At 71.5% G+C, this 16,344-nt stretch carries 16 protein-coding genes and 1 rRNA gene; 14 read left to right on the top strand and 3 right to left on the bottom strand.

What is annotated here, in order from left to right:
- The 9 genes from rrf to ACIRR8_RS26495 form a co-directional block, all read left to right on the top strand.
- Positions 1–92 (top strand): 5S ribosomal RNA (rrf, locus tag ACIRR8_RS26535); the annotation flags it as partial.
- 72 nt (positions 93–164) lie between these two features.
- Entirely contained in the window at positions 165–809 is a 645-nt protein-coding gene (locus ACIRR8_RS26530) for an HAD family hydrolase (RefSeq protein ID WP_404069410.1), read from the top strand.
- Between the two features lie 42 nt (positions 810–851).
- Positions 852–2,087 (top strand): MFS transporter, encoded by a 1,236-nt coding sequence (locus ACIRR8_RS26525; RefSeq protein WP_404069408.1) that lies wholly within the window; start codon positions 852–854, stop codon positions 2,085–2,087.
- Complete coding sequence (locus ACIRR8_RS26520; RefSeq protein ID WP_404069406.1) at positions 2,056–3,228, top strand: acetoin utilization protein AcuC; 1,173 nt, start codon at positions 2,056–2,058, stop codon at positions 3,226–3,228. Before ACIRR8_RS26525 ends, ACIRR8_RS26520 begins: the two co-directional genes overlap by 32 nt.
- Positions 3,229–3,340: 112 nt before the next feature.
- Positions 3,341–4,156, top strand: a complete 816-nt coding sequence (locus ACIRR8_RS26515; RefSeq protein WP_404069404.1) for a phosphatase — start codon at positions 3,341–3,343, stop codon at positions 4,154–4,156.
- 129 nt (positions 4,157–4,285) lie between these two features.
- Positions 4,286–4,498 (top strand): helix-turn-helix domain-containing protein, encoded by a 213-nt coding sequence (locus tag ACIRR8_RS26510; RefSeq protein ID WP_015609302.1) that lies wholly within the window; start codon positions 4,286–4,288, stop codon positions 4,496–4,498.
- A gap of 140 nt (positions 4,499–4,638) precedes the next feature.
- On the top strand, positions 4,639–4,737 hold the full coding sequence (locus tag ACIRR8_RS26505) for a 30S ribosomal protein bS22 (protein ID WP_003948845.1): 99 nt from the start codon (positions 4,639–4,641) through the stop codon (positions 4,735–4,737).
- 170 nt (positions 4,738–4,907) lie between these two features.
- Positions 4,908–5,996 carry an NAD-dependent epimerase/dehydratase family protein gene (locus ACIRR8_RS26500; protein WP_404069402.1) on the top strand — a complete coding sequence of 363 codons (1,089 nt, stop codon included), beginning with the start codon at positions 4,908–4,910 and terminating at the stop codon, positions 5,994–5,996.
- A gap of 15 nt (positions 5,997–6,011) precedes the next feature.
- On the top strand, positions 6,012–7,088 hold the full coding sequence (locus ACIRR8_RS26495) for a lysophospholipid acyltransferase family protein (protein ID WP_404069400.1): 1,077 nt from the start codon (positions 6,012–6,014) through the stop codon (positions 7,086–7,088).
- A gap of 87 nt (positions 7,089–7,175) precedes the next feature.
- Here ACIRR8_RS26495 and ACIRR8_RS26490 read toward each other — a convergent pair whose 3' ends face one another.
- The 3 genes from ACIRR8_RS26490 to ACIRR8_RS26480 form a co-directional block, all read right to left on the bottom strand.
- Positions 7,176–8,405 carry a DUF5667 domain-containing protein gene (locus ACIRR8_RS26490; RefSeq protein ID WP_404069398.1) on the bottom strand — a complete coding sequence of 410 codons (1,230 nt, stop codon included), beginning with the start codon at positions 8,403–8,405 and terminating at the stop codon, positions 7,176–7,178.
- Positions 8,406–8,632: 227 nt separating this feature from the next.
- The gene (locus ACIRR8_RS26485; RefSeq protein WP_404069396.1) at positions 8,633–9,409 is read right to left on the bottom strand and encodes an ECF subfamily RNA polymerase sigma factor, BldN family; all 777 of its coding nucleotides are present in this window, start codon (positions 9,407–9,409) and stop codon (positions 8,633–8,635) included.
- 303 nt (positions 9,410–9,712) lie between these two features.
- On the bottom strand, positions 9,713–10,657 hold the full coding sequence (locus tag ACIRR8_RS26480) for an HAD family hydrolase (RefSeq protein ID WP_404069394.1): 945 nt from the start codon (positions 10,655–10,657) through the stop codon (positions 9,713–9,715).
- Between the two features lie 136 nt (positions 10,658–10,793).
- Here ACIRR8_RS26480 and ACIRR8_RS26475 point away from each other — a divergent pair, with 136 nt between their 5' ends.
- From ACIRR8_RS26475 to ACIRR8_RS26455, 5 genes are all read left to right on the top strand, one after another.
- Positions 10,794–11,084 carry a glutaredoxin family protein gene (locus tag ACIRR8_RS26475; protein ID WP_404069392.1) on the top strand — a complete coding sequence of 97 codons (291 nt, stop codon included), beginning with the start codon at positions 10,794–10,796 and terminating at the stop codon, positions 11,082–11,084.
- 257 nt (positions 11,085–11,341) lie between these two features.
- Complete coding sequence (locus tag ACIRR8_RS26470) at positions 11,342–12,109, top strand: redox-sensing transcriptional repressor Rex (protein WP_404069390.1); 768 nt, start codon at positions 11,342–11,344, stop codon at positions 12,107–12,109.
- On the top strand, positions 12,106–13,602 hold the full coding sequence (locus tag ACIRR8_RS26465; protein WP_404069388.1) for a glutamyl-tRNA reductase: 1,497 nt from the start codon (positions 12,106–12,108) through the stop codon (positions 13,600–13,602). Before ACIRR8_RS26470 ends, ACIRR8_RS26465 begins: the two co-directional genes overlap by 4 nt.
- Positions 13,599–14,585 carry a hydroxymethylbilane synthase gene (gene hemC / locus ACIRR8_RS26460; protein ID WP_404069386.1) on the top strand — a complete coding sequence of 329 codons (987 nt, stop codon included), beginning with the start codon at positions 13,599–13,601 and terminating at the stop codon, positions 14,583–14,585. The genes ACIRR8_RS26465 and hemC overlap by 4 nt, the downstream gene beginning before the upstream one ends.
- The gene (locus tag ACIRR8_RS26455) at positions 14,582–16,252 is read left to right on the top strand and encodes a uroporphyrinogen-III synthase (RefSeq protein ID WP_404069384.1); all 1,671 of its coding nucleotides are present in this window, start codon (positions 14,582–14,584) and stop codon (positions 16,250–16,252) included. The genes hemC and ACIRR8_RS26455 overlap by 4 nt, the downstream gene beginning before the upstream one ends.
- Positions 16,253–16,344: the final 92 nt, after the last annotated feature.

Below are 16,344 nucleotides of genomic sequence, written 5' to 3'. Positions count from 1 at the left end.
CGCCCGGTTACATTCCGAACCCGGAAGCTAAGCCTTTCAGCGCCGATGGTACTGCAGGGGGGACCCTGTGGGAGAGTAGGACGCCGCCGAACAATTATTGTGGGGAAGCCCCGCACCCTTGTGGTGCGGGGCTTTTCTGCGTTCTGAGCGTCTAGGGTCGGACCATGCGCTACGAACTGGTCATCTTCGACAATGATGGTGTGCTCGTCGACAGTGAGCCGATCTCCAACACCATCCTCGCCGGCTACCTCACCGAACTCGGTCACCCCACCTCGTACGAGGAGTCTCTCCGCGACTACATGGGGGCCGCCGTGCACCGGGTGCACGACCTCGTCGAGGAGCGGGGCGGTGAGAAGCTTCCCGCGGACTTCGAGACCACCCTCCACGCCCGTACCTTTGCTGCTTTCCAGCAGGAGCTGGTGGCGGTGGACGGGGTCGAGGAGCTGCTCGGCAAGCTGGTCGCCGACGGGGTCGACTACTGCGTCGCCTCGTCCGGGAGCCACGAGAAGATCCGCGTCGGGCACCGCAAGACCGGCATCGACCAGTGGTTCGAGGAGGAGTGGATCTTCAGCTCGGAGGACGTCGGGCGGGGCAAGCCGGCGCCGGACCTGTTCCTGCGCGCCGCCGAGCGGATGGGCGTCGCGCCGGAGCGGTGCGTCGTCATCGAGGACAGCCCGCTCGGCGTCGAGGCGGCCCGGGCCGCCGGGATGGACGTGTACGGGTTCACGTCGATGATGCCCGCCGACCGGCTGACCGGAGTGACCGGCTACTTCTCGGACATGGCCCAACTCCCGGAACTGCTCGCCTGATCCATCTACCCATGGGTAGCCCGTGGGCCTACGCTCGCGGCCATGACAGACGCGGGCATGACACGTCCGGGCGCGGTCGGCCCGGGCTTGCGGTACGGCAGGGCCTCACTGGCGTTGAGCTTCGGTGTCCAGGGGGTGGCGTTCGCGCTCCTCGTGACGCGTATCCCCGCCCTCCAGGACCAGTACGGGATATCCGACGGGCTGCTGCCCCTCTTCCTGGCCGCCGTCCCCATCCTGGCGGGCGTCGGCAGCGTACTCACCGAGAAGGTGGTCGCGCGGGTGCGGCCCGGGGTCGTCCTGCGGTGGGCGCAGCCCCTCGTGCTGCTCTCCCTGCTCGGCGTGGGGGCCGGCCGCCAGCTCTGGCACATCGCGGTGGCGCTCGGGGTCTTCGGGCTGGCGGTCGGGGCGCTGGACGCCTCGATGAACATGATGGGCGTCAGCCTGCAGCGGGCGTACGGGCGCTCCATCATGCTCGGGTTCCACGCCGCGTACAGCCTCGGCGGGATCGTCGGGGCCTCGCTGGCGTGGGTCGGGGCTCGGTGGGACCTGTCGCTGTTCGTGTCCTACCTCCCTGTGGTGGCCGTCCTGCTGCCTGCCGCGCTCCTCGGCAGCCGGTGGTACACGGAGGGGCGGAGTCCGGAGAGAGCCGGTGAACAAGGCCCGAAGGCCTCCGGTGGGGCTCTCTCGTTCAAGCTGCTGTTGCCGCTCTGCCTGGTGATGTGTTTCGCGTACATCGGTGACTCGACCGTCTCCAACTGGAGTGCCAAGTACCTCCAGGACGTGCTCGGCAGCTCGGAGCAGATGTCGACGCTTCCATACAACGTCTACATGGTGACGACGCTGCTGGGGCGGGCCGTCGGCGATCTCGGGGTGCGGCGGTTCGGGGCGGTGGCCGTCGTTCGGGGCGGGAGTCTGCTGGCGGCCGGCGGGTTCGCGGTGGTGGCGGGAGCGCCGGGGGCCTGGGTAGGGATGGCCGGGTTCACCATGCTCGGGCTCGGGCTCTGTGTGATCGTGCCGCAGACCTTCGCGGCGGCCGGGCGGATGTTCCCGGGGAACAGCGATGCAGCCGTGGCCCGGCTCAATATCTTCAACTATGTCGGGTTCCTGGTGGGTTCGCCGCTCGTCGGGGTCCTGGGCGACGCGTGGAGCTACCGGGGCGCCATGCTCGTACCGATGGTTCTGGTGCTGGCGACGCTGGTGTATGCCCGCTCGTTCGCGCCGGAGCCCGCCCGATACGGTGGCGGGCATGAGCGGCCGCGCACAGCTGATGTGGGATGACGCAGTTACGGGATACGACTTCGGGGAGAGCCACCCCATGGACCCGGTCCGCCTCGCCCTGACGATGGGGCTGGTGCGGGCGTTCGGGCTCGATGAGGCGGTGGACCTGCGGTCGGCGAAGCCGGTCGGGGACTCGACGCTGCGGCTCGTGCACCGGCAGGACTACGTGTCCGCCGTTCGGGCCGCCTCGGCGAATCCCCGGGCCGCCGACCAGGAGTACGGGCTGGGTACGGTGGACGATCCGGCGTTCGCCGGGATGCACGAGGTGTCCGCGCTGATCGCCGGGCTGTCCGTCGGGGCCGCCGAGGCCGTGTGGCGCGGCGAGACCGCGCACGCGGTGAACTTCACCGGGGGGCTGCACCACGCCATGCCGGGCGCGGCCGCCGGGTTCTGCATCTACAACGATCCGGCCCTCGCCATCGCCCGGCTGCTGGAGCTCGGCGCCGAGCGGGTCGCGTACGTCGATGTGGACGTCCACCACGGGGACGGCGTCCAGGCCGCGTTCTGGGAGGACCCGCGCGTCCTGACGATCTCCTTGCACGAGCACCCGAGGACCCTGTTCCCGCAGACCGGGTGGCCGGAGGAGACCGGGTCAGGGGCCGGAGAGGGCTCTGCCGTGAATCTGGCGCTGCCGGCCGGGACCGGGGACGCCGGGTGGCTGCGGGCGTTCCACGCCGTCGTGCCCGAGCTGCTGGCCGATTTCCGGCCTCAGGTGCTCGTCACGCAGCACGGGGCCGACACGCACTTCGAGGATCCGCTGGCGCACCTCGCGGTCTCCCTGGACGCGCAGCGGGCGGTGATGGAGTCCTGTCACGAGCTGGCTCACCAGTACGCCGAGGGCGGGCGGTGGGTGGCGCTCGGCGGGGGCGGATACGCGGTGGTGGACGTCGTACCGCGGTCGTGGACCCACCTCGTGGGGATCGCGGCGCATGCTCCCGTCGACCCGGAGTCCGTGGTGCCGCCGTCGTGGCGGGATCTTGTCTACGCCCGTACGCGGCAGTTGGGGCCCGGCCGCATGACCGACGGACGTACGCCGTCCTGGCCGTCCTGGGAGGACGGGTACGACCCGGCGGACCGGCTGGACCAGGCCGTCCTCGCGACCCGTAAGGCGGCGTTCCCGTTGCGGGGGCTGCTCGCCTGACCCGACGACGTACGCGTACGCGGATGGGCATTGTGCCGTGCGGTTACGCCAACGGTGGGGCGTACCGGGAATTCGGCCCGCCCGGCCCGGGTGATGCGGCAGCATCCCGAGGGTGTTGAGCACCGGGGCGTTGCGCGCCCATCTGCTGGCGGCCCGGCTGGCCGGGCCTGTTGCCACGTCGCGCGAGAACAGTCTGCGCAGCTACCGGCTGTTCGCCGCGCGCGATCCGCGGGTGATGCTGGGGCTGACGCCCGAGCGGGTCTGGGGTGAGCCGGAGGTGCTGCGGCTGATGGCGGAGCGGTGCGGGGTCTCGGCCGATCCGGCGCATGTGTCGGGTCCGGACGCGATCGATCCGGAGCGGACGGTGGCCGCGCTGGACGCGTTCGCGGAGCGGCTGGGGCGGGTGGCGTCGCTGCGGGCTCCGGTGCTGCTGGGGACCGGTCATCCGCACCGGCTGCTGGGTTTCTACGCCGGACTGGCAGACGCCTTGTCGGCGGCGGGATGCCCTGTCCTCACCCCGGCGCAGGGGAGATGTATCGACATGACGACCCGGTTCGGCGTACGTACGTACCGCCTCGACTACGTACGGGGGGTCGCGCTGGTCCGCGAGCCCGGGGGGCGGCCCTCGGGTGGTGAAACCGGCGCACACACGCATTCGCCGCTGCCGGTCCGGGTGGCGCTCCAGGACGCGGCCGAGCGGTACGGGATGCTTCCGGAGCTGGTGATCGGTGATCACGGGTGGGTCTGCGGCGCAGGTCAGCTCGGTATCGAGGCGATCGGGCCGGCGGATACGGACGATCCCGCGCTCTTCGTCGGCGAGGCCGAGGGGCGGGTTTCGGTCGCCGTGCCGCTCGACGACGGGGTCCGCTCGCACTACTACCGGCCGCTGACGCGCTATGTGCTGCACCGGGCGGGCCTGCCCTCGTAAGTGGCCTGGTCGTCCCTCCTCTTCCCCACTCGCACCACCCGCCCCTAACCTGGGGAGTGAGCGCACAGCGACGAAGAGTCACCGGAGGGGAAGCCGGTGCGCGTCCGGTGCGGAAGGTACAGGTGGGTCATGGCTGCTGACAACGAAAGGCCTCTCAACGAGGTCAGGTTTCTGACCGTGGCGGAAGTCGCCTCGGTCATGCGAGTGTCGAAGATGACCGTGTACCGCTTGGTGCACAGCGGTCATCTGCCGGCGATCCGGGTGGGAAGGTCCTTCCGGGTGCCGGAGCAAGCGGTTCACGCGTATCTCCGCGAGTCCTTTGTGGGGGTGGAATCAGCCTGAGGCCTTGGGACGAGGCCTCGGAAGCCTGGGGTTTGCCCTCGGATTACGTCCCTCACGCGGTGGCGGGTAGGCTAGGCCGACGTAGGTCGTGTGGGCCCAGACGCCCCGCACCAGTGAAGAAGAAGTGAGCGAGGGTAGTCGTGGGCTCTGTTATCAAGAAGCGGCGCAAGCGGATGGCCAAGAAGAAGCACCGCAAGCTGCTCAAGCGCACGCGCGTTCAGCGTCGCAACAAGAAGTAGGCGAACGCAGTTCGTGACATCCGCAGCCCTCCCGCCGTTCCGGCGGGAGGGCTGCGGTGCGTTACACGGCAACCGTTCAACCGCTACGGTGACGGCCAGGGAAGTTACCGCGGGAAGCAGGGGAACAGGGAAGCAGGATTCGGCTTCCCCTGCCGACGGAAGGCGCTGTCTTGGGGAAGGTCGTCCTCGTCACAGGAGTGGCCCGGCAGCTGGGGGGCCGCTTCGTCCGGCGCGTCCAGCGCGATCCCGGGGTGGACCGGGTGATCGCCGTGGACGCGGTCACGCCCGCGCATCCACTGGGCGAGGCCGAGTTCGTCCGGGCGGACATCCGGCAGTCCGCGCTGGCGCGGATCCTCGCCGAGCACGCCGTCGACACGGTCGTGCACCTGGACGTCTCCGGCAAGGCGCTCGGTACCGCCGGCCGGACGGCGATCAAGGAGACCAACGTCATCGGCACCATGCAGCTGCTCGGTGCCTGCCAGAAGTCGCCGACCGTGCAGCGGCTCGTGGTGAAGTCGAGCACGAGCGTGTACGGGTCGGCGTCCCGTGATCCGGCGGTGTTCACCGAGACCACTCCGCCCAAGTCGCTGCCGAGCGGCGGGTTCGCGAAGGACGCGGTGGAGGTCGAGGGGTACGTACGGGGCTTCGCCCGGCGCCGCCCGGACGTCGCGGTGTGCGTGCTGCGGTTCGCCAACATCCTGGGGCCGCGGCCGGACTCGCCGCTGGCGGACTATCTGTCGCTGCCGGTCCTGCCGACGGTCTTCGGCTACGACCCGCGACTCCAGTTCGTGCACGAGGACGATGTGGTCGACGTCCTCCAGGTCGCGGCGCGCGAGCCCCGGCGCGGAACGCTGAACAGCGGGACCTTCAACATCGCCGGGGACGGGGTGCTGTTGCTCTCGCAGTGTTCGCGGCGGCTGGGCAGGCCGACCGTGCCGGTGCTGCTGCCCGCCGTCACGTGGGTCGGCTCGGCGCTCCGTACGATCGGCATGACCGACTTCTCGCCGGAGCAGATCCGGCTGCTGACCCATGGCCGGGTGGTCTCGACCGCGCAGATGCGGGAGACCCTCGGTTTCCGGCCGGAGTTCACCACGGCCGAGACCTTCGCGGAGTTCGCGCGGAGTCTGGGTCCTGGGCTGCTGCCGCCGGAGACGGTGGGCAGGGCGGTGGACCGGCTGGCGGAGCTGCCGCTGCCGGGTGGTGCCGGGCCGCGGGGGCGCGGGACCGGTGCGGTACAGACGACTCACGGCGGCAGGTAGAGGAGCGCGGTTGCGATGGCGGACGCCAAGGTCATTCCGTTCGACGACGACCGTTCGCGGTCCGGTGGCGGTTCCCGTCCGGCCCGGCGCCGGACCGGCAGCGGCGGCGGTGGGCGGGGCGACGGCTCCACGGCGCCGGTGAGCGCCCTGCCGGGCGGCCGGCTGCCCGATCCCTCAGAGGAGGCCGCGGCGGGGGCTCAGGAGCCTCAGGAGGCCCCGGAGTCTCCGGGGGGCGAGGCGCGTGAGGCCGGTGGTGGCTGGGACCGGCGGATCGCGGGCGGGCTCGCGTTCCTGCGGCGGCGGGTCACCGGCGACTACGAGGTCGACGAGTTCGGTTACGACAAGGAGCTCACCGACCAGGTCCTGATGTCGGCGCTGCGGCCGCTGGCGGACAAGTACTTCCGGGTCGAGGTGAAGGGCATCGAGAACATCCCGTCGGAGGGCGGGGCGCTCATCGTGGCCAACCACTCCGGGACGCTGCCGCTGGACGGGCTGATGCTCCAGGTCGCGGTGCACGACAACCACCCGGCCGAGCGCCATCTGCGGCTGCTCGCCGCCGATCTGGTCTTCCACCTCCCGGTCGTCAACGAGCTGGCGCGCAAGGCCGGGCACACGCTGGCCTGTGCGGAGGACGCGCAGCGGCTGCTGGAGACGGGTGAGATCGTCGGGGTGATGCCGGAGGGGTTCAAGGGGATCGGCAAGCCGTTCGGCGACCGGTACAAGCTGCAGCGGTTCGGGCGGGGCGGGTTCGTCTCGACGGCGCTGCGGGCCGGGACGCCGATCGTGCCGTGCTCGATCGTGGGCGCCGAGGAGATCTACCCGATGATCGGCAACGCGAAGACGCTGGCGCGGCTGCTGGGCTTCCCGTACTTCCCGATCACGCCGACGTTCCCGTGGCTGGGTCCGCTGGGCGCGGTGCCGTTGCCGACGAAGTGGACGATCCAGTTCGGTGAGCCGATCCCGACGGACGGCTATCCGCCGGAGGCGGCCGATGACCCGATGCTGATGTTCAACCTGACGGACCAGGTGCGGGAGCAGATCCAGCACACGCTGTACAAGCTGCTGGTGCAGCGGCGGTCGGTCTTCTTCTGAGGGCCGGGGCCGGGGCATACGGAGAGGGGGCCGGTACGCGGATCGCGTGCCGGCCCCCTCTCGCGTACGCCCGTAGGCCCGTAAGTCCTACGGCTTGGGCTTGAGGTTCTCTCCGTCGATCCCGAGGCCGGGGAGGAGCCCGGGGAGCAGCGGAGGGAGGGTGACGTCCGGGGCGGGGCGTGGCGTGGTGCTGGGGCGGTCCTCCGGGGTCGGCTGGGTGAGCCCGTCGGTGGGGAGGTCGTCGAGCAGGCCGTCCGTACCGCCGTTGAGGAGGCCGTCGTCCGGGGTGGCGCCGGAGGAGCCGGGGGAGCGTGGTGCGTCCGACGGCGTCGGTGCGGTGGTGGAGTCGGGGCGGTCCTCGGAGGGGGCCGGGGGCGCGGGGGCGGGGCCGTCGGTCCGGGGGGATCCGGTCTCCGGCGTGGTGGTGTCGGTGCGTCCGGTGTCCTCGCTGCCGCCCGGGGGGCGGGGGAGGAGGGACTGGAGCGGGGCGACGTCGTCCTCCATCGCCGCGAAGACGGAGCTGACCTGGTCGCGGATGTCGGTGAGCTGGACGGGGAGCCGGTCGCGGAGGCTGCTCCAGGTGGCGCGGTGCGAGCGGGAGAAGGTGTCCAGGGTCTGGATGGGGCCGATGGACCCGTCGCGCTGGTAGGCGGAGTGGAGCAGGCGGTGGCCCTCGGAGGCGTCGTGGGACATGCCGTTGAGCGCGCGTCTGACCGCGCCGAGGGACTCGTGGTCCAGCTCGCCGGCGCGGCCGCGCTCCATGAGTCTGCGGGCCTCGTTGAGGCGGGTGGAGGCCTGGTCGAGATAGGCCTCGCCGCGGTCGGCGTCGCCCTTGGCCATGCCGAGGCTGATGTCCTCCATCCCGCGCTTCAGCCCGTACAGCGAGTCACCGGGCAGGGCGTCGGAGCTGGCAGCGGCCACTCCGCCGAAGGCGCCCGCCGCCACACCCACGGTGAGCCCACCGGCGGTGAGTCCCTTCGCCCAGCGGGAGCGGGGACGCAGTCTGCGCAGTGGAGAGGCCCGGTGGGCCCCCTTGCCCCGTTGCACGGGCACCGTAGGGCCCGTCGATGCGCCGCCCTCGGCGAACATGGCCTCCATGGCGGCGACGAGCTGGGCTCGCTGCACCACTTTGACCTCGGGGTCCAACTGCGGCTTCGGTAGCTCACCGAGGCCGTTCGCCAGGGCCAACAGCGGTCCGCGGTCGGCCTGGTCGGCCGGCTCCTCGGGCTGTACGGCCGCCGCACCCTGGGGGGTCTGCTCCTCCAGGGCCTGGGCGAAGGCGTTCGCCCGCCGGTGTGCCGAAACGTTTGCGATCACTGGCGGCACCTCCTCTCGTCATGACGGTCGACTCCCCTGGCGGTCCGGAAGGTTGCCCACCTTGAGCGTTTCCACTCGATGGAGTGAGTGGCGACGGACAGGGCGTGACGACAGGGGGCCTGCAACCGGCACAACGAGCGCCTCGGCACTTGGGTTACGCACGAAAGATGATCGGACCAGTGCGTGAGGGGACGGTCACTTTCCGGCGCCGGTCACACCGGTTCCGGTCAGCGGGCGTCGTCCGGCAGGAGCCGGGCGAGCGTGCGGACGGCGCGGTACTGCAAGGTCTTGATCGCGCCCTCGTTCTTTCCCATCACCCGGGCCGTCTCGGCGACCGAGAGGCCCTGCAGGAAGCGCAGCGTGACGCACTCCTGCTGCTGTGGATTGAGTCGGCGCACGGCCTGGAGCAGTGCGGCGTTGGAGAGGGACTCCAGGACGGAGTCCTCGGGAGAACGCTCCACCTCGTTGGCGTCGAGCATTTCGCCGGTGGTCACTTCCAGCCGGAACCGACTGGATTTGAAGTGGTCGGCGACCAGGTTGCGGGCGATGGTGACCAGCCAGGCGCCGAAGTCGCGGCCCTGCCAGGTGAACGTGGAGATACGGCGCAGCGCGCGGAGGAAGGTCTCACTGGTGAGGTCCTCCGCGGTCGCCTTGCCGCCCACGCGGTAGTAGATGTACCGGTACACGGTGTCGCTGTACTGGTCGTACAGGCGGCCGAAGGCGTCGGCCTCGCCGGCCTGTGCGCGCTCGACGAGGTCCATCATGCGCGCGCTGTCGCTGTCCGCCGTGGGACGGCGGACGGTCGACGTGGCCGAGGCGGCGCGGGTGCTGCGTCTTCCGACCGCCGCACTGCGTTCGGCCATGGCGTAGCACGGGCCGACGGGTGCAGGGGTGGCGAAGGCGGGGACGGCGTACGCGGTGGGGACGAAGCCGCGCAGGCGGTCAATGACCGATGCGCGCAGCGTAGCCAGGCCCGAGGCGTCAACCCCGACGTGTGGGTACACGGGACTCCCAGAGGCAGAGCTTCCATCACGAGCAGTTCGAAAAACGTCACTCGTCGTAGCGAGCGGCGGTCTCCGTGATGCGTCTGAGGAGAATAACGCTTCGTGCAGGCGGCACTACACCCAGTTGTCTAAATCACCGATTACGTCGTTTCTTGTATCGCTAAGTGACGCACTGAGCAGCACATCGTGACCACTTATTGATCAAATTGCTTCGTGATCTGTCACTCTCCCGCTCGGGCGCCCGGTTGACGGGCACAGCGGGTATCGGGCGGTACGAAGGTGCGCGCGGGGAGCGGGTCGCGGTCAGCGGCGGCGGCGGTGCAGGGCGAGCGCGGCGGCGGTGCCGCCCGCCAGCGCGCCGACGCCTGCCGCGGCGGGGATGCCGACCTTGGCCGCCTTGCGGCCGGTGCGGTAGTCGCGCAGCCGCCAGTCCAGGGAGCGGGCGTGCTTGCGGAGCTTGGTGTCCGGGTTGATCGCGTAGGGGTGGCCGACCAGCGAGAGCATCGGGATGTCGTTGTGCGAGTCGCTGTAGGCGGCGCACCGCTCCAGGTCCAGGTCCTCGGCCGCCGCCAGTGCGCGTACGGCTTCGGCCTTGGCGGGCCCGTGCAGGGGCTCGCCCACCAGGCGGCCGGTGTAGACGCCGTCCACCGATTCGGCGACGGTGCCGAGTGCGCCGGTCAGGCCGAGGCGGCGGGCGATGATGGTGGCGGTCTCCACCGGGGCGGCGGTGACCAGCCAGACGCGCTGCCCGGCGTCCAGGTGGGCCTGGGCCAGGGCGCGGGTGCCGGGCCAGATGCGGTCGGCCATGTACTCGTCGTAGATCTCCTCGCCGATGGACATCAGCTCGGAGACGCGGTGGCCCTTGACGATGGAGAGCGCGCTGTCGCGGGCGTCCTGCATGTGCTCGGGGTCCTCGACGCCGGCCAGCCGGAACCAGGCCTGCTGCCAGGCGAACCGGGTGAGCTCGCGGCGCTCGAAGAACTTCCGCTTGTACAGGCCCCGGCCGAAGTGGAAGATCGCGGCGCCCTGCATGACGGTGTTGTCGAGGTCGAAGAAGGCGGCGGCGCGGTCGTCCCCGGCGACCGGGAACGCGGGCTCCTCGGGTGCCTGGCCGGGGGCTCCGGTCAGGAGGGCGGACTCGTCCTCGGCCGAGGTCTTGCGGGCGGCCTCGGCCGCGGCCTCGCCTGCCAGGACGCTCCGTGCGGTTGCGGAACGCCTACGGGGTGTGAGCCATCCAAATGCGGCCATGCGGTGAGCATAGCCAGTCCGCCTGTACGTGCCCGACCTGCCGGGATGCGGTGGCGTGAACTCTGCGGGGCCGAATCGTTGATCGGGCGATTCCGGGCGGTCCGCCGGCCGTGCGGGCGGGCGCAGAATGAGAGGCATGAGTCCGCTGCTGCGTCGTACGAAGAAGAAGCCCGCCGACCGGGTGGTCACCCTGATCGGGAAGCCCGGCTGTCATCTGTGCGAGGACGCCCGGGCGGTGGTGGGCGCGGTCTGCGAGGAGACCGGTGCGTCGTGGGTGGAGAAGGACATCACCGGGGACGAGGAGCTGTACAAGGAGTACTGGGAGCAGATTCCGGTGGTGCTGATCGATGGCGAACAGCACACGTTCTGGCGGGTGGACCCGGCGAGACTGCGCAAGGCGCTGGGTGCGGACGTGAAACTCGGTTAACATCATGGGCGTTTTGAGTGGTCTCGGGGGCGTAGACATGAGGAGCGTGTACCGCTTTGCCCCCTTCGAGGCTGCAACGGGCTGATGCGGTCCCCGGTTCCGGGATCGCCCGGGCAATGTGCGTGACCCCGGTCACTTTGACCGGACAAAACGGACACTATCTTTGTGCACGCGTTCACAAAGACATAGCCTGCATTCGACGGGGCGGTCTTGGGACATACGGCCGCCTGCAGCCCCGCTCATCCCGCAGGAGCACCGTGGCAACTGGCCGAACTCACCGACCGGCGACCCGTAGCCGAGGAATTCCCGAGGCCACCGTCGCCCGACTTCCGCTGTATCTGCGCGCCCTCACGGCGCTCTCCGAGCGGTCCGTACCCACGGTCTCCTCCGAGGAACTGGCCACCGCGGCCGGGGTCAACTCCGCGAAGCTGCGCAAGGACTTCAGCTACCTGGGGTCCTACGGCACCCGCGGTGTCGGGTACGACGTCGAGTACCTCGTCTACCAGATCTCCCGCGAACTCGGCCTCACCCAGGACTGGCCGGTCGCCATCGTCGGCATCGGCAACCTCGGCGCGGCCCTCGCCAACTACGGCGGCTTCGCCTCGCGCGGCTTCCGGGTCGCGGCGCTGATCGACGCCGACCCCGCCATGGCCGGTACGCCGGTGGCCGGGATCGCCGTCCAGCACACGGACGACCTGGACCGGATCATCAGCGACAACGGTGTGTCCATCGGCGTGATCACCACCCCGCCCGGCGCCGCCCAGCAGGTCTGCGACCGGCTCGTGGCCGCCGGGGTGACCTCCATCCTGAACTTCGCGCCGACCGTGCTCTCGGTGCCCGAGGGCGTCGACGTACGGAAGGTCGACCTCTCCATCGAGCTGCAGATCCTGGCCTTCCACGAGCAGCGCAAGGCCGGCGAGGACGCGTCCGCCGACGGCGAGGACCCCGAGGCGCCGCCGATGCGTGCCACGCCCGCGAACCGGAAGGGACCCGACGGGGACATGCCCGCCGTGATGCCGGCATGAGCCTCCTCGTCGTCGGGCTGAGCCACCGCAGCGCCCCCGTCTCCGTGCTGGAGCGGGCCTCCCTCGCTGCCGACACCCAGGCCAAGCTGCTCCAGGACACCCTCGCCGCGGAACCCGCGACCGAGGCCGCCGTGCTGGCCACCTGCAACCGCATCGAGCTGTACGCGGACGTGGACAAGTTCCACGCGGGCGTCGCCGAGCTCTCCACCCTGCTCGCCCAGCACAGCGGCGTCGGGCTGGACGAGCTGACTCCGTATCTCTATGTGCACTACGAGGACCGGGCCGTCCACCACCTCTTCTCGGTGGCCTGCGGACTGGACTCGATGGTCGTCGGCGAGGGCCAGATCCTCGGCCAGATCAAGGACGCGCTCGCGCGCGGCCAGGAGCTGCACACCGCCGGACGGCTGCTCAACGACCTGTTCCAGCAGGCCCTGCGGGTCGGCAAGCGCGCCCACAGCGAGACCGGGATCGACCGGGCCGGGCAGTCGCTCGTCTCCTTCGGGCTCCAGCAGCTCGCCGCCGGGGCCGACCCGGGCCTCTGGGCCCAGGGCAAGCGCGCGCTGGTGATCGGCGCCGGGTCGATGTCCTCGCTGGCCGCCGCCACCCTGGCGCGTACCGGCGTCGCCGAGATCGTCGTCGCCAACCGGACCCGCTCCCGCGCGGAGCGCCTGGTGGAGATCCTCCAGCAGGGCGACGACACCACCGTGCGCGCGCACGCCGTCGAGATGTCCGCGGTAGGCGACGAACTGACACGTGCCGACGTCGTCGTCTCCTGCACCGGCGCCACCGGCCTCGTCCTCACCGCCGACGCGCTGGCCGACGCCCTCGGTACCACCCTGGACGCCCCGGCCGAGGCGCCCGCCGTCACGGTCGTCCCGGCCCCCGCCGACGTCGACCAGCACGCCGCCTGGGTGGAGAACGGGTCCGCCGTCTCCGCGCCCGAGGCCGCCCCGCGCCGCGTCACGCTGCCCGCGCAGTCCACCGGACCGGTGAAGCTGGCCCTGCTCGACCTCGCCATGCCGCGCGACATCGACGGCGCCGCCCACCGCATCGACGGGGTGCGCCTCGTCGACATCGAGTCGCTCGCCGACGCCTCCGCCGACGCGCCGATGGCCGCCGACGTGGACCAGGTCCGCACGATCGTCGCCGACGAGGTGGCCGCCTTCGGCGCCGCCCAGCGCGCCGCCCATGTCGCGCCGACCGTGGTCGCGCTGCGCACCATGGCCGCCGACGTGGTGGCCGGGGAGATCGCCCGGCTGGACGGCCGCCTCCCCGACCTGGACGAGAAGCAGCGCGCCGAGATCACCCAGACCGTGCGCCGCGTCGTCGACAAACTCCTGCACGCGCCCACCGTGCGGGTCAAACAGCTGGCCAGCGAGCCCGGCGGCGCCGGGTACGCGGACGCGCTGCGCGAACTCTTCGACCTCGACCCGCAGACGGTGGCCGCCGTCTCCCGGGCCGACCTGAACGACCCGAATAGAGGGCGGTCATGACCGACAACTCATCGCCGGGCGCGGGCAACGCCGCGCCGCTCCGGCTGGGCACCCGGCGCTCCAAGCTCGCCATGGCCCAGTCCGGCCTCGTGGCCGAGGCGGTCCGCGAGGTGACCGGGCGCGCCGTCGAGCTCGTCGAGATCACCACGTACGGCGACACCTCCCGCGAGCACCTGGCGCAGATCGGCGGCACCGGCGTCTTCGTCGCGGCCCTGCGCGAGGCGCTGCTGCGGGGCGAGGTGGACTTCGCGGTCCACTCGCTCAAGGACCTGCCGACCTCGCAACCCGACGAGCTGGTGCTGGCGGCCGTGCCGCAGCGCGAGGACCCGCGTGACGCGCTGGTGGCCCGTGACGGGCTGACCTTCGAGCAGCTGCCCGACGGCGCCCGCGTCGGCACCGGTTCGCCGCGCCGCATGGCGCAGCTGAACGCGTACGCCCGCTCGCACGGCCTGCGGATCGAGACCGTCCCCATCCGGGGCAACGTCGACACCCGGATCGGGTTCGTGCGCGACGGTGAGCTTGACGCGGTGGTCCTCGCCGCCGCCGGGCTCAGCCGCCTGGGCCGGACCTCGGAGGTCACCGACTTCCTGCCGGTCGACACCGTTCTGCCCGCTCCCGGCCAGGGAGCACTGGCGATCGAGTGCGCTGCGACCAGCGCCGACCTCGCCGCCGCGCTCGCCGAGCTCGACGACCCGTACACCCGGGCCGCCGTGACCGCCGAACGTGCCCTGCTCGCCGCCCTGGAGGCCGGCTGCTCCGCACCTGTGGGTGCGCTGGCCGACCTCCTGGTCGACGGACAGGTTGTCAACGAACTGCGCCTGCGCGGAGTCGTCGGTACCACCGACGGTTCCTCGCTGGTACAGCTGTCCACCACCGGTCCCGTCCCCACGTCGTACGACGACGCGGCGGCCCTCGGTCGCGAACTCGCGGCCGAGATGCTCGCCAAGGGTGCGGCCGGTCTTATGGGGGAGCGAGCACTTTGAGCCCCACCGGCCCCGCCGCATCCGACTTTCCTGCCCTGTCCCCACGAGGTCAGGTCACCTTCCTCGGCGCCGGTCCCGGCGACCCGGGACTGCTGACGCTCCGCGCCGTCGAGGCGCTGGCGAGCGCGGACGTCCTGGTCGCCGAACCGGACGTTCTCGACGTCGTTCGCGGCCATGCGCGCTCCGGCGTAAGCACGCCTGAGCTGACGGTTGTTGACGTGTCGTCAACCGCCGCCGGAGTACCCGTTCTCAGGGATGCGGCCAATCTTGTCATGGAGGCTGCGAAGGGCGGCAGGCGGGTGGTCCGTGCTGTGGCTGGCGACCCGGGCCTGGACGGCGACGCGGGCGCGGAGATGCTCGCCTGCGCCGCCGCCGGGGTGCCCTTCGAGGTGGTCCCGGGCGTGGCGACCGCCGTCGGCGTGCCCGCGTACGCCGGGGTGCCGCTGCGCGACGCGCAGGGCGCCGACGTGCGCTTCGTCGACGCCCGTACGGCCTCCGACCGGTGCTGGAGCGAGGTCGGCGCGAGCGACGCGACCGCCGTCGTCTCCACCACGCTGGACGCGGTCGCGGCCGCCGCCGGCGAGCTGGTCTCGGCCGGCCGCAAGCCCGACACCCCGCTCACCGTGACGATCGCGGGCACCACCACCCGCCAGCGCACCTGGACGGCGACCCTCGGGACGATCGCCCAGGTCTTCAAGCAGGCGAAGGTGCTCCCGTCGCCGGAGGGGCACCGGCCGGTCATAGCCGTGGTCGGTGAGCGCAGTGCCGCCGCCCAGCGCGACCAGCTCGCGTGGTTCGAGTCCAAGCCGCTGTTCGGCTGGAAGGTGCTCGTCCCGCGCACGAAGGAGCAGGCCGCGTCGCTCTCCGACCAGCTGCGTTCCTACGGTGCCGTCCCGCACGAGGTCCCGACGATCGCCGTCGAGCCGCCGCGTACGCCCCAGCAGATGGAGCGCGCGGTCAAGGGCCTGGTCACCGGCCGCTACGAGTGGATCGCCTTCACCAGCGTGAACGCCGTCAAGGCGGTCCGGGAGAAGTTCGAGGAGTACGGGCTGGACGCCCGGGCCTTCGCCGGGATCAAGGTCGCGGCCGTCGGCGAGCAGACCGCCGCAGCCCTGGTCGATTTCGGTGTGAAGCCGGACCTGGTGCCCTCCGGTGAGCAGTCCGCCGCCGGGCTGCTGGAGGACTGGCCGCCGTACGACCCGGTCTTCGACCCGATCGACCGGGTGTTCCTGCCGCGCGCCGACATCGCCACCGAGACGCTGGTGGCCGGGCTGATCGAGCTGGGCTGGGAGGTCGACGACGTCACCGCGTACCGCACGGTCCGCGCCTCGCCGCCGCCGGCCGACACCCGCGAGGCGATCAAGGGCGGCGGCTTCGACGCGGTCCTGTTCACCTCGTCCTCGACCGTCCGGAACCTGGTCGGCATCGCGGGCAAGCCGCACAACGTCACGGTCATCGCGTGTATCGGCCCGGCCACCGCGAAGACTGCCGAGGAGCACGGCCTGCGCGTGGACGTCCTGTCCCCGGAGCCGTCCGTGCACAAGCTCGCCGAGGCGCTCGCCGCCTTCGGTGCGCAGCGGCGGGACGCGGCGAAGGAGGCCGGCGACCCGGTGACCCGGCCGAGCGAGCGCCGCCCGGGCGCGCGTCGGCGCCGGACGACGACGTAGCGGAGTCACGAGGGTGGGCCCGGTCGCTTCGGCGGCCGGGCCCGCTGTCGTTTCCGGGGCTGCCGGTGAGGCCTGCCCCTGACAGGCCCGGC

The organism is Streptomyces sp. NPDC101178, assembly GCF_044767965.1.
Lineage (GTDB): Bacteria > Actinomycetota > Actinomycetes > Streptomycetales > Streptomycetaceae > Streptomyces.
Note: the sequence above shows the minus strand (reverse complement) of the source record. Positions and strands in the feature narration are given on the sequence as shown.

What these genes read in the sequence shown, in the direction of transcription:
- ACIRR8_RS26530 (WP_404069410.1), top strand. Translation starts at nt 165, where the DNA reads ATGCGCTACGAACTGGTCATCTTCGACAATGATGGTGTGCTCGTCGAC.
- ACIRR8_RS26525 (WP_404069408.1), top strand. Translation starts at nt 852, where the DNA reads ATGACAGACGCGGGCATGACACGTCCGGGCGCGGTCGGCCCGGGCTTG.
- ACIRR8_RS26520 (WP_404069406.1), top strand. Translation starts at nt 2,056, where the DNA reads ATGAGCGGCCGCGCACAGCTGATGTGGGATGACGCAGTTACGGGATAC.
- ACIRR8_RS26510 (WP_015609302.1), top strand. Translation starts at nt 4,286, where the DNA reads ATGGCTGCTGACAACGAAAGGCCTCTCAACGAGGTCAGGTTTCTGACC.
- ACIRR8_RS26495 (WP_404069400.1), top strand. Translation starts at nt 6,012, where the DNA reads ATGGCGGACGCCAAGGTCATTCCGTTCGACGACGACCGTTCGCGGTCC.
- ACIRR8_RS26480 (WP_404069394.1), bottom strand. Translation starts at nt 10,657, where the DNA reads ATGGCCGCATTTGGATGGCTCACACCCCGTAGGCGTTCCGCAACCGCA.
- ACIRR8_RS26475 (WP_404069392.1), top strand. Translation starts at nt 10,794, where the DNA reads ATGAGTCCGCTGCTGCGTCGTACGAAGAAGAAGCCCGCCGACCGGGTG.
- ACIRR8_RS26465 (WP_404069388.1), top strand. Translation starts at nt 12,106, where the DNA reads ATGAGCCTCCTCGTCGTCGGGCTGAGCCACCGCAGCGCCCCCGTCTCC.
- hemC (WP_404069386.1), top strand. Translation starts at nt 13,599, where the DNA reads ATGACCGACAACTCATCGCCGGGCGCGGGCAACGCCGCGCCGCTCCGG.